This window comes from Chloroflexota bacterium (assembly GCA_009840625.1).
Taxonomy (GTDB): domain Bacteria; phylum Chloroflexota; class UBA11872; order UBA11872; family VXNJ01; genus VXNJ01.
Genome location: VXNJ01000001.1, coordinates 392,641 through 407,420 on the forward strand (window position 1 = coordinate 392,641; position 14,780 = coordinate 407,420).

The 14,780-nt window shown below is 65.1% G+C and carries 14 protein-coding genes; 7 read left to right on the forward strand and 7 right to left on the reverse strand.

What is annotated here, in order from left to right; all coding sequences use genetic code 11:
• Positions 1–92: 92 nt before the first annotated feature.
• Positions 93–1,532: a sulfatase-like hydrolase/transferase gene (locus F4X41_01720; GenBank protein MYB15742.1), complete on the forward strand. Its 1,440-nt coding sequence runs from the start codon at positions 93–95 to the stop codon at positions 1,530–1,532.
• Positions 1,533–1,549: 17 nt separating this feature from the next.
• Positions 1,550–2,860 carry a M20/M25/M40 family metallo-hydrolase gene (locus tag F4X41_01725; protein MYB15743.1) on the forward strand — a complete coding sequence of 437 codons (1,311 nt, stop codon included), beginning with the start codon at positions 1,550–1,552 and terminating at the stop codon, positions 2,858–2,860.
• 150 nt (positions 2,861–3,010) lie between these two features.
• On the opposite strand, the gene F4X41_01730 is transcribed toward F4X41_01725, so the two are convergent.
• The 3 genes from F4X41_01730 to F4X41_01740 form a co-directional block, all read right to left on the reverse strand.
• Positions 3,011–4,051, reverse strand: a complete 1,041-nt coding sequence (locus tag F4X41_01730) for an NADP-dependent oxidoreductase (protein MYB15744.1) — start codon at positions 4,049–4,051, stop codon at positions 3,011–3,013.
• A 9-nt stretch (positions 4,052–4,060) separates the two neighbouring features.
• Positions 4,061–5,029 carry a phytanoyl-CoA dioxygenase family protein gene (locus tag F4X41_01735; GenBank protein ID MYB15745.1) on the reverse strand — a complete coding sequence of 323 codons (969 nt, stop codon included), beginning with the start codon at positions 5,027–5,029 and terminating at the stop codon, positions 4,061–4,063.
• 162 nt (positions 5,030–5,191) lie between these two features.
• Positions 5,192–6,811: a molybdopterin-dependent oxidoreductase gene (locus F4X41_01740; GenBank protein ID MYB15746.1), complete on the reverse strand. Its 1,620-nt coding sequence runs from the start codon at positions 6,809–6,811 to the stop codon at positions 5,192–5,194.
• 110 nt (positions 6,812–6,921) lie between these two features.
• On the opposite strand from F4X41_01740, the gene F4X41_01745 reads away from it, so the two are divergent.
• The 3 genes from F4X41_01745 to F4X41_01755 all read left to right on the forward strand — a co-directional run bounded on the left by F4X41_01745 (position 6,922) and on the right by F4X41_01755 (position 8,855).
• Complete coding sequence (locus F4X41_01745) at positions 6,922–7,926, forward strand: tyrosine-type recombinase/integrase (GenBank protein ID MYB15747.1); 1,005 nt, start codon at positions 6,922–6,924, stop codon at positions 7,924–7,926.
• A gap of 219 nt (positions 7,927–8,145) precedes the next feature.
• Entirely contained in the window at positions 8,146–8,442 is a 297-nt protein-coding gene (locus F4X41_01750; protein MYB15748.1) for a type II toxin-antitoxin system Phd/YefM family antitoxin, read from the forward strand.
• The gene (locus F4X41_01755; protein MYB15749.1) at positions 8,439–8,855 is read left to right on the forward strand and encodes a type II toxin-antitoxin system VapC family toxin; all 417 of its coding nucleotides are present in this window, start codon (positions 8,439–8,441) and stop codon (positions 8,853–8,855) included. Before F4X41_01750 ends, F4X41_01755 begins: the two co-directional genes overlap by 4 nt.
• Positions 8,856–8,915: 60 nt before the next feature.
• On the opposite strand, the gene hflX is transcribed toward F4X41_01755, so the two are convergent.
• Genes hflX through miaA form a run of 4 tightly spaced genes read right to left on the reverse strand, consistent with a single transcriptional unit; the run spans position 8,916 to position 13,154 of the window.
• Entirely contained in the window at positions 8,916–10,172 is a 1,257-nt protein-coding gene (gene hflX, locus F4X41_01760; protein MYB15750.1) for a GTPase HflX, read from the reverse strand.
• Entirely contained in the window at positions 10,169–11,323 is a 1,155-nt protein-coding gene (locus F4X41_01765) for an aminotransferase class I/II-fold pyridoxal phosphate-dependent enzyme (GenBank protein MYB15751.1), read from the reverse strand. Before F4X41_01765 ends, hflX begins: the two co-directional genes overlap by 4 nt.
• Before the next feature lie 55 nt (positions 11,324–11,378).
• Positions 11,379–12,224, reverse strand: coding sequence for a diaminopimelate epimerase (locus tag F4X41_01770; protein ID MYB15752.1), 846 nt, complete (start codon positions 12,222–12,224; stop codon positions 11,379–11,381).
• Positions 12,225–12,245: 21 nt separating this feature from the next.
• Positions 12,246–13,154 carry a tRNA (adenosine(37)-N6)-dimethylallyltransferase MiaA gene (gene miaA / locus F4X41_01775; GenBank protein MYB15753.1) on the reverse strand — a complete coding sequence of 303 codons (909 nt, stop codon included), beginning with the start codon at positions 13,152–13,154 and terminating at the stop codon, positions 12,246–12,248.
• 47 nt (positions 13,155–13,201) lie between these two features.
• Between miaA and F4X41_01780 the strand changes: the two genes are divergently transcribed.
• Positions 13,202–13,840, forward strand: coding sequence for a cyclodeaminase/cyclohydrolase family protein (locus tag F4X41_01780; protein ID MYB15754.1), 639 nt, complete (start codon positions 13,202–13,204; stop codon positions 13,838–13,840).
• Between the two features lie 33 nt (positions 13,841–13,873).
• On the forward strand, positions 13,874–14,767 hold the full coding sequence (locus F4X41_01785) for a bifunctional 5,10-methylene-tetrahydrofolate dehydrogenase/5,10-methylene-tetrahydrofolate cyclohydrolase (protein MYB15755.1): 894 nt from the start codon (positions 13,874–13,876) through the stop codon (positions 14,765–14,767).
• Positions 14,768–14,780: the final 13 nt, after the last annotated feature.

A 14,780-nucleotide genomic window follows, 5' to 3' on the forward strand; every position in this document is an offset into this window, starting at 1 on the left:
GGTTGATTTTCGCCGAGCCCGCGAATACCCGGAATTAGGATTTGATTGCTCGCGGCCGGACCAGCACCGATTCGATTCAAGGCGGTTCCGGGTTGTCCCAACGACCCCCAAACATCATCCTGATCATCACCGATCAGCAGCGCTTCGACACCATCGGCGCGCTTGGCTTCGATTACATGGACACCCCGCACCTGGACCGTTTGGTGCGAGAAGGGGTTTCCTTCGATAACTGCTTCATTCCGGCCACGTCCTGCGCGCCGGCGCGGGCCAGCCTTTTCACCGGTCGATATCCGCACACGACCCGGATCTTCAAGAACGGGGATCCCTGGCGCAAGACCTGGGTCAGCGATCTCCGCGCGGCCGGGTATCACACCGTCAACATCGGCAAGATGCACACTACCCCCTTTCTCGCCGAAGCGGGCTTCGACGAGCGTTACGTCGTAGAGAACAAGGACCGCTATCTGCAGGGGGCCGAGTTCATCGACGAATGGGACAAAGCCCTGATAGCGCGCGGCGTGGTCCCCAAGCCTGGCCGGATCATGTATCGCGAGCGCGCCGACTACCGCCACAGCCTGGGTGCGTTCGTTTGGGACTGGGACGAGGACCTGCAATCGGACAACTTCGTCGGTGGATTTGCGGCCCACTGGATAAGAAACCAGACCGTTCGCGAACCGCTTTTCTTGCAGATCGGGTTCCCCGGGCCTCACCCCCCGTACGACCCGACGCCCGAGTTCGAGCGCCGGTACCGCGACCGCGATTTCGGGATCGTCGATCCGACCCGCGCGGAGATCGACGGTCAACCCGGCCCCTTCCGGTCGATGCGCGAGCACAACGCCGAGGTCGACCATGATTCGATCGTGCACATGCTCGATCCGACCTTCGCGCAGCGCCAGCACCAGCGCGCCTGCTACATGGCCAACGTGGCGATGATCGACGCCCAGGTCGGCAACATCCTGGCCGCCCTAGAAGACCGCGGCCTGCTCGAGGATTCGATCGTGGTCTTCACCTCCGACCACGGCGACGCCCTCGGCGACCACGGGCACAGCCAGAAGTGGACCTTTTACGACATAGTCACGCGCGTGCCGACCATTGTCTGGTCACCGGGAAGATTCGACGGCGGCCGCCGGATCGAAGACCTTTATTCGTGGATCGACCTGGCGCCGACGATCTTCGAGTTCGCCGGATTGACCGTACCGGAGGGGTTCGAAGGCATAAGCATGGGCCCGGCGCTGGCCGGCAGCCCGAGCGCCAGCGGACGCCGTTATGTCTTCTGCGAGCAGTCGCGCGAGGACATGATGGGGCTCGATTGGGACTTTATGACCATGGTCCGTGACCGTCGCTGGAAGCTGGTGCGCTTGCTGGACTGTGACGAAGGCCAGCTGTTCGACCTTGAATCCGATCCTGGCGAGACTCGCAACCGTTGGGGCGATCCGGACTGCGCTGCCGAAAGGGGCCGGCTCTCGGACGTTCTGACCGACTGGCTGATACGCAGCCACTACGAGACCTCCGATTGGGGGCAGCAGTGGCGCTGACCGGCGACCTGGCCGGAATCCATGCCGATCCGGGCGCCTTACTGCGGCACCTGATCCGGTTCAACACGACCAACCCGCCCGGCAACGAGCGCGCTTGCATCGAATGGATCAAGGGCCTGTTGGGGGAATACGGAATCGAATCGCGCCTTTACGCGCTGGACCAGGACCGTCCCAATCTCGTGGCCCGCATCCGGGGCGGCGACGAACCGCCGCTCCTGCTGTACGGACATGTCGACGTGGTGACCACCGCCGGACAGCCCTGGACCAGGGACCCGTTCGCGGCAGATCTTGTCGATGGCGTGATCTGGGGGCGCGGCAGCCTGGACATGAAAGGCGGCGACGCGATGATGATCGCCGCCTTCCTGCGCGCCGTCCACGAGCAGACCGAACTGCCCGGCGACGTGATCCTCTGCCTGCTCGCGGACGAAGAAGCCGGAGCCGAGTACGGCGCCGGTTTCATGGTCGATCAACACCCTGAACTGTTCGAAGGGGTGCGGTTCGCATTGGGCGAATTCGGCGGCTACCGCGAGGAGATGTTCGGTCAAACGTACTACCCGATCCAGGTGTCCGAGAAAACCGTCGTTCGCCTGACCGGACGCATAAGGGGTCCCGGCGGCCACGGCGCCATGATTCACCGCGGCGGGATCATGGCGCGCCTGGGCCGGGTCCTGACGACCCTCGACCAGAACCGCCTGCCGGTGTCGGTCACTCCGGCCGCGGCCGGAATGGTCGAGGCCGTCGCCAACGGCCTGCAGGACCCCGAGCGGGCCCAGGTGTTGGCCCTGCTCGACCCCGAACGGGCCGACTCCGCGCTGGACCGCATGGGCCCGCGAGGCGACATCTTTGACTGCGTCCTGCACGACACCGTCAACGTGACGGTCATCAATGGCGGCGACAAGTTCAACGTCGTGCCCAGCGTCGTGGAGCTGAATTTCGACGCCCGCATCCTGCCCAGTTCAACGCCCGAAAAACTGGTCTCCGACCTGGAAAACCTGGTCGGGGAGGAGGTCGAATTCGATCCCCCGCGGGCGATGAGCGAACCGCTCGGACAGCCCGACCTGCGCCTGTTGCCGCTGCTCGAACAGGTGCTCAGAGAGCACGACCCGGATGCCCGGCCGATGCCGATGCTGATGGTTGGAGCCACCGACGGTCGCGAATTCCGCCGGATCGGGATCCAGTCCTACGGCTTCCTGCCGATGAACCTTCCACCCGACATCGAGATTTTTCGTCTAATTCACGCTGCCGACGAGCGTATTCCCGACGAGTGTCTGCGGTTCGGCGCCAGCTGCATATTTGACGTCCTGACCCGCTTCGACCAGCTGGCGTAGCCGTTCGCGCAGCGGCGCGCTATCGAGCCGGCCGGGCTCACGGCTTGTGGCGAAGTTGCCCGGACAAACGCGCCCGCCGGGGGTCAGCTAATCGAGTCAGCCGTCGAGTTACCGACTGGAATACCGTCGGCATCCAGCTGGCGCCAAGCGCTATCGCGCGTCCCCACCAGCAATCACGCCCGGGGGTGGGTCGGCGACCCTGACCAGGCGCTTACCGAAGTTCTCCCCCTCAAGCAGTCCGATCAGCGCCTGGGGCATGCTCTCGAATCCGGTGACGGTTTCTTCGCGGTAGTAGAGCTCACCGGATGCTATCCAGCCCGCCAGCCGACTGAGCCCGCGCTGGCGGAGGTGCCACCAGTCGCGCACCAGCAGGCCCTGCATCGTGGCGCGATTCGAAAGCAGGGCGCGCGTGGGGCGAACGGCCCGTTCGGGTTCGGGCAGGTTGTATTCGGAGATCATCCCGCAGATTGCGATGCGCGCACCCAGGTTGATTCGCTGCAGAACCGCGTCCAGGATCGGCCCGCCGACGTTGTCGAAGTAGACGTCGATCCCGTTCGGGCATTCGCGGTCGAGCGCCGCGCCGACATCCTCATCGCGGCGGTTGATGCAGGCATGGTAGCCGAGCCGCTGCAGGCAATATTCGCGTTTGGCATCCGATCCGGCAATTCCAACCACGCGGTTCCCGCCGATCCGGGCCATCTGTCCGACGACACCGCCGACCGCTCCCGAGGCGGCGGAGACCACCACAGTGTCCCCGGGTTGCGGGCGGCCCACTTCCAGAAAACCGAAATAGGCGGTCATGCCGGGCATTCCCAGCACGCCAAGCGCGGTGGATATCGGCGCCAGCTCGGGGTCGACCAGATCAAGTCCGTCGGCGTCAATCGTGGGCATAGTCTGCCAGCCGAAGTCACCCTCGACGATGTCGCCGGGCTTAAAGCGCGGAGAGCGCGAGGCAACGACCTCGCCTACTCCGCTGCCGACCATCACCTCGCCCAGGCCGGCCGGATCGGCATAGCTGCGCGAGGGTCGCATCCGACCGCGCATGTAAGGGTCGACGCTCAGCCAGATCGTTCGTGCCAGCACCTGGCCCTCGCCCGGCTGCCCGGCCGGTTCCTCGACCAGCGAAAAATCAGAGGGTGAAGGCTCGGCGCGAGGCCGGTTAACCAGCAGGTACTTGCGGTTGGTGTCCATTGCGATTCCCTAGCAGAAGACTGCGTCGGCGTTGTAGCGATTGCCGGCGTAGCTGCCGACCTCCGACAAATGCAACTGGGTCCGGCGCCAGCTCTGCGCCCAGGACCCGGCATCATGCAGCTCGCTGGCCGGATCGAGCCTTGATCTGGCCACGAATCCGGGAAAGACTTCGCGCCCGGTGGGAAGGCCGGTCGGGGAGTAGCGCAGATCGAAGCTGAAGCGCACCGCGTCGGAGACGTTGTTCAGTGACCGGTGCAGGGTGTGGCGGTGCAGGAACAGGACCGATCCGGCCGCCATTGGGAGTGGCCGCATCAGGCTCTCTTCCACGTTTTCGGTGGGGATGTGCAGGCCGGTCGAGGCCAGGCAGTGCGGCGCGAGGCCCAATCGGTGCGAGCGCGGTATCGCGGCCAGGCAGCCCATCTCCACGCTGGCGTCGGTGATTGGGGCCCAGCAGGTCAGTATCGGGGTAACGTCGCCGTCCTCGGTGATGACCCCGTTGTCCTGGTGCCAGAGGGTCGCGTTGCCGATTCCCATATTCGATACCGACCGGCTGTCCGGCACCGATCGCTCGGGAACCTTGACCCGGATGTGCTGGACCGGATTGGAATAAATCTCCGAACCGATGAAGCACTCGACGATGTCCAGCAGCCGCGGGTGCGAGAGCAGGCGGAAGGCAGATTCGCCGGTGTACATCTCTACCGCGGGGTCGATCCCCTTGGGGGGCAGCGAGATGTCGTACGGCTGATGGTCGAATCCGCCCGTGCTTTCGGCCAGGTAGAGCATCTTCTGCTCGAAATTCCAAGCGTGATCGTACCCGGCATATTGAGCCGAACTCAGTAATTTCGGGGCCTGGCGGTCAGCGATGGCCGAATAGTCGGCGAGCAACGGCGCGAAATCCGTCTCCGGATCAAATACCGCTTCGACTATTAGCCAGCCCTCGCGGTCGAAATGATCGATTTGTTCCTGGGTTAGGCGCATCGTCACATCCTGTCGGGCCCGCGTGGAGGATCCCGGGGCCGGCCAAGTCCTCGACCAATTATTGGATAGCCCGGCACGGCGACCGTACCGGCTGCGTTCGAATCAGTCGCGCTGCGGCGCGGCCCCGGCACGGCAGTAGCCGCCCGCGGCAAAGCCGCTGCCTTACTCGACCACCGCCAGTTGAATCAGGTGGTACCCGCCGGCCCCGTCGGGGTGGGTCGGGGTGCGTTTTTCAGGTTGCGGATCGCCCGCCCCGTCGAATGCCCGCACCTCAAGGAAGTAAGTGCCCGGATCCAGGCCCAGGTTGGCTTTCCAGCGGCGCCAGGTCGTCTCGTTGAGCTGGTCTTCGAGTTCGGCCGGCGTCCAAACATCGGAATCGTTGCGTCGCCATTCGACCGCCGAGATTCCGCGGTTGCCGGCAAACGCGATGCCCCCGATGATGTCCTCGCCCACTTGCACCCGGCCGGTTCGGCGCCGGCCGGCCAGGTCCCAGGCGCTGGTGGCCTTGATGATCGCGATGTCCGACCAGCCGCGGCGCTGCCAGTAGCCCTCGTGATCGCGGTCGGTGACTTCGATCCGGGTGATCCACTTGACGTTCTTCATCCCGTAGATGTTGGGGATGTATGCGCGGAGCGGAAACCCGTGCGCGGCAGGAAGCGGCTGGCCGTTCATACCGTACGTCAGGAGCGTCGTGGGTTCCAGTGCCTTTTCGATCGGTATCGAATCGTCATATCCGCCCGGGGCATGAAACACCACGTCGCGGGCGCCCGGCTGCAGCCCGGCCAGATCCAAGACTTCGGCCAGCGGCACGCCGGTCCAGCGGGTGGTGGAGATCAATTCGCCGCCAACCTCGTTGGAAATGCACTGCAGCGTGCCGTACATCTCCTGCATGGGCAGCCGCTCGATGTCGTCGATCGAAAAACTCAACTCCCGGTCCACCAGTCCGCCAACCTGCATCGACCAGTTGGACCGCGCAAATGTAGGCGTACGGGTGTAGATGTCGATCCGATAAAAGTCTTCGTTGGATGTAACCAAGGGACGGGTGTTGGCGGCCTGCATGAAGTCGGAGTCGAAGCCCTCGATCGCCACCGGTTCGGGGCTGGGAGGCTCGGCCCGGGAAGCCAGAATCCCGCGCTGCGCGGCAATGGCGCCGAACGATCCCGCCACCGCAGTTGCGGCCGAGAGGGCCAGCAACTCGCGGCGCGAGCGCCGCTGGAGCCAGCCAGAGCGCCGGGGCGGTGGCCAAGTTGCGCTGGCGACCGACTCGGCGGCCGGCGCGGGCAACGGGGCATAGGCCTGCGATAGGTAGCCGTATAGGGCGGCCGCGGCGACCAGCCAGAAAATGCCGCCCAGTCCGTAGAAGGAGAGTTCGGCCAGGAGTTCGATCGTCAACTGGGCCACCAGGAAGATCGCACCGGCCAGGAGCGATCGCTGGGCGAGCGAGTCGGTTTGCGGCGCGAACCGGTAGACCAGCGCCGAGAGGACCCCGGTGGCCAGTATCCAGGTCGCCAGTCCCGAAGCCTCAAGGAGAGTCTTGCCCAGCGGCCCCAGGGTTTCAATCGACCAGGTTGCCAGCTGGCCGGGCGAAAAGCGGATCAGCAGATCGACGAAGTCAAATGCCGGATTGGCCATCCAACCCAGTTCGAAAAGCGGGAAGTAGAGGGAAGTCACCAGACCACCCGCGAGCAGGCCGGTTAGGCCTGCCATTGCCCAGGGGGCACCGACGGCTGCGGAAATCCGCGCCGTCAGGCCGGCGTCTGCGTCAATTTCCGGATCGTGCATGGACCCCTCCGGTGCTGCACCACCGCGCTCGATTATCGATGCAGGCTCTTTCGCTTTATACGGCCGTGGAACGATCCCGGTTTGCAAAGCCTTTTATTATGTAAAGTGCGATGACGATCAATCAAGCGATCGACGGATTCCTGCTGGCCAATCGGGCCAAGTCTCCGGCGACGCGCAACACCTACGCTACCGGGCTCAAGGCCTTCCGGGCCTACCTGGCGGCGTTGGGCATCGACCCTGCAGCCGACGATATCGATTCGCTTCCGGAGCGATCGCTGGAGCAGTTCTACCTCTGGCTGGTTGATCTACACGGGCGCGACCGCCTATCCACGGTCGAGACGTACCTTTCCGGCCTCCGAGGCCTGCTGCGCTTTCTGGCCGGGGAGGGATCGATCCCGCACATCTCGATCGAGCGCTCGCGCGAGCAATTGCGACGGGTCAAGGTCCGCAAGAATTACCTGACTCCACACGTTGATTCGGCCCTCGCGCTGGTCGTTCAGACGGCCAATCGAACTCCGTTGCCCGAGGATCGCTCCGATCCCAACCTGGCGACCCGCATCCTGCGCGACCGCGCGATCCTCAATACCCTCTACAGCACCGGAATGAGACGCGCCGAAGTCGCTTCTCTGAATCGGGCCGACGTCGAAGCCGGGCGACGTGGGGAAGCGATCATCACCGGTAAGGGCAACAAACAACGGGTGGTTTTTTTCGACGAGAGTTCGCTCGGACACATTGCCGCCTATTTGGCCCTGCGAAGCGATTCATTCGCACCCTTATTCATTCGACATCCGGCGCGTGGGAACCCTGGCCCACGGGGCGAAAAACTGCGACTATCGCCGCAATCGATTTGGCTGACAGTCAAGCGCTACGCGCGTGCCGCCGGGGTCTCCGCGTCTACGCACGATTTCCGTCACCTGAAAGCAACCACTCTGCTTGATCGGGGAGCCGACCTGTCCCAGGTCCAAGATCTCCTCGGTCACGCCTCGCCGGAAACGACAAAGACCATTTACGCCCACTATTCGATCCAGCATCTCCGCTCGGCATTCGATCGCTATTCGCAACCGCTGGCAGATGCCGTCGCGGGCCGGAATACGGGACCTGACGACGCGCAATAACGCGAATTCGCCTCCCCTGCTCCTTTGGACGGTGGATCGCGCCAACTGATCGCGGCATTCTTAAAGCCCGACGCCGCCCTATGAAACGGCGATTCGATGGGTCTGATTCGCTCGCAATTACCCGAGGCGAAGAGCCGTCGCCGATTCAATCTATCTACAAATAGCTATAGCTACTGGCTATGGCAATAATATGACAAAAGGGAACTCGAGGGATTCGACATGAGCGGCGCGAACACCGAGCAACGCACGATTTCGGCGGGCGAATTCAAGAACCGCTGCCTGGCGCTTATGGACGAAGTAAACGAGACTGGCGAAGAGATCGTGATCACCAAGTACGGCAAACCCGTGTCGCGATTGGTTCCGGCAAGAAAATCGACGCCGCAGATTTGGGGTCGATACCGGGACACAGTCCGGGTCGTAGGCGACGTCATGGCCCCGGTCGTGCCGGCTGAGGAATGGGATGCCATTAACGATCCTGACCGAGTGCTGGACCCTAAACGTGGGTCGGCGCGTTGATCCTGCTGGACACCCACGTACTGCTGTGGTTTGTTGCGGGTTCAGAACGCATGGGTGAAAACGCACTGAGGCGATTGCAGGCCGCCTGGGAAAGCGGCGCCGTAACCGCTTCGGCATTCAGTTTTTGGGAAATCGCCTTGCTTAACGACAAAGGCCGATTGAATCTTGCGATATCGCCGCGCGCGCTCCATCGGCGGCTGCGGGTTGACGGACTTCGGACGGTCTCAGTGGATGCTGAGATCGCGTTCCGGGCCGCGGAGCTCGCGAACGAGGGGTTTCACGCCGATCCGGCCGACCGGATAATCGCCGCCACCGCCCTGGTCGGCGGTTATCGATTGGCGACCGCCGACGGCAGGATAACCAGTTGGGCCAGGCGATCTGGAATGCTTTCAACGCTTGACCCGGCATTGTGATCGAACACAACTTCGATGCGCCTAGCCCTCGGATGCGGCGATTGCAGGCGATTGCTCAGATCAAGTGTGAATCGATTCCGGTGCCGCGTATCGGCGCAGCCGGTTCAGCAGGGCCGGCGGGCCGCTGCCCTGCACCAACACGCGGTCTCCGACATAGCGGAGCCTTGCGATCCGCCCGCTGGATCTGATCCTTTCGAGCAGGGCGCCGCTGCGGTAAGGGAGTTCCACGTCAAACTGCTGCCAGTCGGCGGCGGCGGCCTTGCCGATCGCGTCGCGCAGTACGTCCAGCCCGGCGCCCGTACGGGCCGAAACCAGCATCCCGCCGGGCAACGGCGGGCTCTCTCCGGCCCGCAAGCGGTCGGCCTTGTTCAGCGCCAGGACGCTTGGTTTGTCGGCCAGGCCAAGATCTTCCAGCGTGGAAACAACCGTCTCGACCCTTTCCGTCAGGTGGGGGGCGGATACATCGGCGACGTGGACCAGCGCATCGGCTGATTCAACTTCTTCCAGGGTCGCTCTGAATGCGGCCACCAGGCGCGGCGGCAGGCGGTTGATGAACCCGACCGTATCGATCACCAGGGCCAACTGGCCACCCGGCAATTCGGCCCGGCGGACCTTCGGATCCAGGGTCGCGAACATGCGCGGCTCGCCGGGATCGGCGTCGCCGCAGAGCGCTGCGTGAAGGCTGGTCTTGCCGGCGTTGGTGTATCCGACCAGGGCGACGGTCAGTCCGGCTTCGGCGCGCTGGGCGCGGGCGATGGAGCGCCGCGACCGGAGCCGTTCGATTTGGCGGTCCAGGACCGAGAGGCGCGCCCGCAGCTCGCGGCGGTCGCGTTCGATCTGGGTCTCGCCCGGACCGCGCGTCCCGATCCCGCCGCCGGTACGCGAGAACTGGACCCAGAGGTCGGAGAGGCGCGGCAGCAGGTAATCGATCTGGGCCCGGGCGACCTGCAGCTTGCCTTCGGCGGATCCCGCGTGGCGGGCGAACACGTCCAGGATCAAGGCGGTCCGGTCGAGGATCTTGCGGCGCGCGCGCCGTTCCAAGTTGCGTTGCTGGCGCGGTTGCAGCTCGGCGTCGAATACGATCGCCTGCGCTCGCAACCGGGCGGCCTCTGCCACCACTTCCTCGGCCTGCCCAGTCCCGATGAGCAACGCCGGGTTGGGGCGGCGCACCCGCAGCAGAGTCTGCCCGCAGACCCGGGCGCCGGCCGATTCGGCCAACTCGCTCAGTTCGGCCAGGCTGTCCTTCGGCGTCCAGATGCCGCGCCCGGGTAGTTCCAGACCAACCAGGAAGACCGGCTCCCCGGATTCGCGGTTCAAAAGTTAAGTCGCGCCAGTCGGTCCATAGCTTCGTCCAGGCGCGCATCCGGCGTGGTCAACGAAATTCGGAAGTAGCCGTCCCCGCCGGGACCGAATCCCAGTCCCGGAGTCACCACGACGCCGGCCTCGTCGATCACGTGGGCCGCAAAGGAACTGGAATCAAACCCCTGCGGCACCGGCGTCCAGACATAGAGGCTGGCGGCGGGAACCTCCGGTGCCAGCCCCATCCGGCGCAGCGCCGCCACCACGCGATCGCGCCGCGCCTCCAGGGCCTTGTTGCGCCTGCTGATCCATTCCTCGGGCATCTCCAGGGCAGCCACGCCGGCCGCTTCAATTGCGGCGAACATCCCCGAGTCCATGTTGCTCTTGACCCGCGCCAAAGCCTCGATGACGGCGGCGTTGCCGGCGGCCCAGCCAATTCGCCAGCCGGTCATGTTGTAGGTCTTGGATAGCGAATGGAATTCAACGCAGTAATCTAGCGCCCCGGGTTGGGACAGGGCGCTCGTGGCGCGGAACCCGTCGAACGTGACCTCGGAATAGGCCGCGTCCTGGCAGAGGAGGATCTGGTTGCGGCGGCAGAATTCCAACGCTTCTGCGAAAAACCCCTCCGAACCGGCCGCGGCGGTCGGATTGTTGGGGTAATTGAGCCACATCAGCTTGGCCGCGGACCTGTCCATCGGATCGATTTCGGAGAGATCCGGGGTCCACCCGCGCTCGGCCAGCAGCGGCATGTAGGACACCCGGCCGCCGACCAGTTCGGTGCCGATCGAGTAGACCGGGTAGCCCGGGTCCGGGACCAGCACCAGGTCGCCCGGGTCGACCAGGGCGACCGGGGCGTGGGCGATCCCCTCCTTGGAGCCGATGAGGGGGACGATTTCACGGTCCGGATCCAAATCGATCGCGAACCGCCGCCGGTACCAGTCGGCAATGGCGCGGCGGAACTGGGGGATGGCGGTCTCGTTGTAGCGGTGGTAGGCGGGGTTGCCGGCCGCTTCGCGCAGGCGTTCCACGACCGGTTCCGGCGTCGGCAGGTCCGGGTCTCCGATGCTGACCGGTATCACGTCGACTCCGGTGGCGGCCTTCTCGGCCCGCAGCGCATCCAGGCGCGCGAACAGATATGGCGGCAGTTCGGCGATGCGGCGCGCGATCAGGTTATTGGTGTCAAGGGTCAATTGACCAACCTTTGCGTGATATTGGCCAGTCGGCTCAATGGTTCCAGTCGGCGTCAAAAACGGTGACTGCCGGTCCGATCAGGATCAGGTCGTCGTGCTCGTGATCCCACTCGGCTTCAAGGTGGCCCCCGTCGACCTCGAGCCCAACCCGCCCGAATTCGATCGCACCGGTCTTCATTGCTGCCGCCACCGTGGCGCCCGCACCCGATCCGCAGGCCAGGGTGATCCCGGCGCCGCGCTCCCAGACGCGCATTCGCAGGGTGGCTCCATTGCGCGTGACCACCGGAGCGTAGATCTCGAAATTGGTGCGCTCGGGGAAGGCCGGATGATGCTCGATTTGCGGTCCGATGCGCTCGAGATCGAATTCCTCGGGCGATTCCACCCGGGCGACTGCGTGGGGATTGCCCATGCTCACGCAGGTCAACTCAATCTCCTGACCGCCGATCTCCAGCGGAACCTCGATCGCCATATCGGCGGCCAACGTCGTCGGCACCGCCGCCGCGTCAAGGTCCGGCACGCCGAGCGAGGTGGCAACCCTAAGGCCCTGCGGGCCGTCGCCCAGGACCTGGACCCAGAGCGGCCCGGCGCCGGTAAGAACGCCGGTCCGGCCTTCGCCGATCTCGCCCCGGTCGTATAGGTATTTGGCAAAGCAGCGAATGCCGTTGCCGCACATCTCGGCCGCAGAGCCGTCCGGGTTGTACATGACCATCTCGAGGTTCTCGCCCGGTTCGCCCCGCAACAGCAGCACGCCATCCCCGCCGACTCCGAAGTGGCGATCGCATACCGACTGCGCAAACTGCGGCCAATCGCGCTCGTCTTCCGAGCGGGTATCGACGAGCACGAAATCGTTGCCGGCTCCGTGCAGCTTGGTAAATCGCATGGGTCTCGCTAGGGGAATCGGCTACCCGGTCCGACCAATTCGCGTCAGCGCCTGCTGAATTTGCGGTCGGTCGGGTTCAAGCCATTGAATGCGCATTTTATTTCTTAGATAGGTCATCTGCCGGCGCGCGTACTGGTTGGTCGCGGTCCGGATCCCCTGCTCGGCCGCGGTCAGGTCGCAGCGTCCCAGCAGGTAATCGACGCATTCGGAATAGCCGATGGTGGTCTGCAATATGGTCGACTGACCGTAACCGGCGAGCAAACGGCGGACTTCGTCGGTAAGTCCCGAGGCGAGCATCATGCGGGTGCGGCGGGCAATCTTTTCGGTCCGCCGGGCGGGCCGATCATGGAGGCCCAATACGATCGCCGGGTGCTGCGGCCAGCTTTTGGCGACGGCGCCGCGGCCAGCCAGGATCCGCCGTTCCAGAGCCCGCAATACGCGTCGCGGGTTCCTGGAGTCGACTGCGCGGGCGGCCGCGGAGTCGAGGGCACCGAGTCGTTCATTCAGCGCATTCAGTCCGGTACGCTTCAGATCCCGTTCGAGCGCTCTGCGCAGGTCGGGATCGGCCGGTCCGGGGGCAAACCCGGCCAGCAGCGCATGAACGTAAAGCGCGGTCCCGCCCACCACCACCGGGACCATCCCGTCGGACCGGATCGCGCCGATCGCGGCGTTGGCGTCGCCGAGGAATTCGGGCAGCGAATACGGGCAGTCGGGCGTCCTAATGTCCAGCAGGTGGTGATCGATTCCACCGCGCTCGGACGCCGTGGGCTTGGCGGTCCCGATATCCATGCCGCGGTAGACCTGACGCGAATCGGCCGAGATCACCGCGCCGCCGATCTCCCGGCAGAGCTCAACCGCCAGCGCGGTTTTGCCGCTGGCGGTCGGTCCAACGATCGCGACCAGCGGCGGTTCAGGGGTTTCCGGAAGCACTCACGCAATTTCCCGAAGGTTTCGTACAAACTAATTGTTGGACGAAATTGCAAGCTCCCGACCGACCGGCGACGGCCCGCCCAAAACCATTGAACCCAGAAGTCCCAGAAGAACAGGGCCCGCGGATCGCCGCGTTTGCCGACGCGCTGGCCGCCCACGCGCCGGCCCCGGGCGGCGGGGCCGCCGCCGCCGCCGCAGTGGCGATGGGCGCGGCACTGGTTCAGATGGCCTCGCACTATGCAAATCCGGAAACGCTGGACGCATCAGGACGGGACCGGGTCGAATCCGCGCGAGCGCTCTGCCAGCGCGCCCAGTCCGACGCGGTCGCGGCCGTGGATGCCGATTCCGACGCTTACACGGCCTATCGCAAGGCGGTCAGGTTGCCGCGTTCAGACGAGGCCCAGAAAGATTTCCGGCGGCGTGAGATCCAAAACTCCGCCAAGGCGGCGTCGGCGACCTCGGTTTCGATCCTGGAGGCGGCGCTGGCGGTGATCGACGCCGGCCGGACCGTCGCCGAAATCGGCAACCCCCGGTTGGCAAGCGACGCCGAGGGCGGCGCGCTGCTCGCCCGGTCAGCGGCCGGGATCGCCTTGGCGAACCTGGACGCAAACCTGCGATCGTGTCCCGAAGACTCGGATCGGCAGCGCTGGCAGGGCCTTGCCGAAGCGGCGCGCCGGCGGCTTTGACCGGGGAAAATCGAGTACGCAGCGGAGGGTTATTTGGCCGATCACCTAGAACTGACGGGCCGCGAGCCGGCGCGCGCATTGCGCCGCGACTTGCGCACGTTCTTCGACCGGGTGCGCTGGGACCACGGCGATATGGAAATCTCCGCGCTATCGGTCGGGGACGATCCGTCCACCGCGACCTATATGCGCAGCATCGAGCGCACGTTCGGCCGATATCAGATCCCGGTCCAGGCTCACAATTACCCGGCTGGCACCGACGCGGCCGAGTTCTATCACGACCTGGGCGAATTGCAGTCGGATCCGAGCCAGCACGGCGTGATCATCCTGAAGCCGCTCCCCGAGTCCTTCACGGTCGACTTCAACGGTCCGCGCACGCTCCCGTACGTGGCGGCGGTACAAAGCCACCTGGACCTCGAGTGCATCTCCCCGCGCCGAATCATGGACCTGGCGCTCGGTTACAGCGAACTGGCTCCGCCCACCGCCGGCGCGATCCTGCGGATGCTGGACCACAACCAGATTCCGATCTCCGGCAGGCGGGTGGTGGTGATCGGGCGCAGCGGCAACGTCGGGCGGCCGGCCGGATGGTTGCTGCTGCAGCGCAACGCCACGCTCACCTACTGCCACTCCAAGACGACGCCCGAACAGCTCCGCCAGGTCACCCGGTCGGCCGACATTCTGGTCAGCGCGACCGGAAATCCGGGAATGATCACCGCCGATCTGGTCCGGCCGGGGGCGGTGGTCCTAGACGCCGGGTTCAGCTTCGTGGGGTCGGAGGTCCGCGGCGACGTCGATTTTGCCGAAGTGAGCAAGGTGGCGTCGGCCATCACCCCGGTGCCGGGCGGAATCGGTCCGCTCACCAACGAGCTGTTGGTCCACAACCTGGCCACCCTGGTAAGCGAGCGCTACGGGCTGCAGACTCAGGGCTGACCTTCCGCGCAAT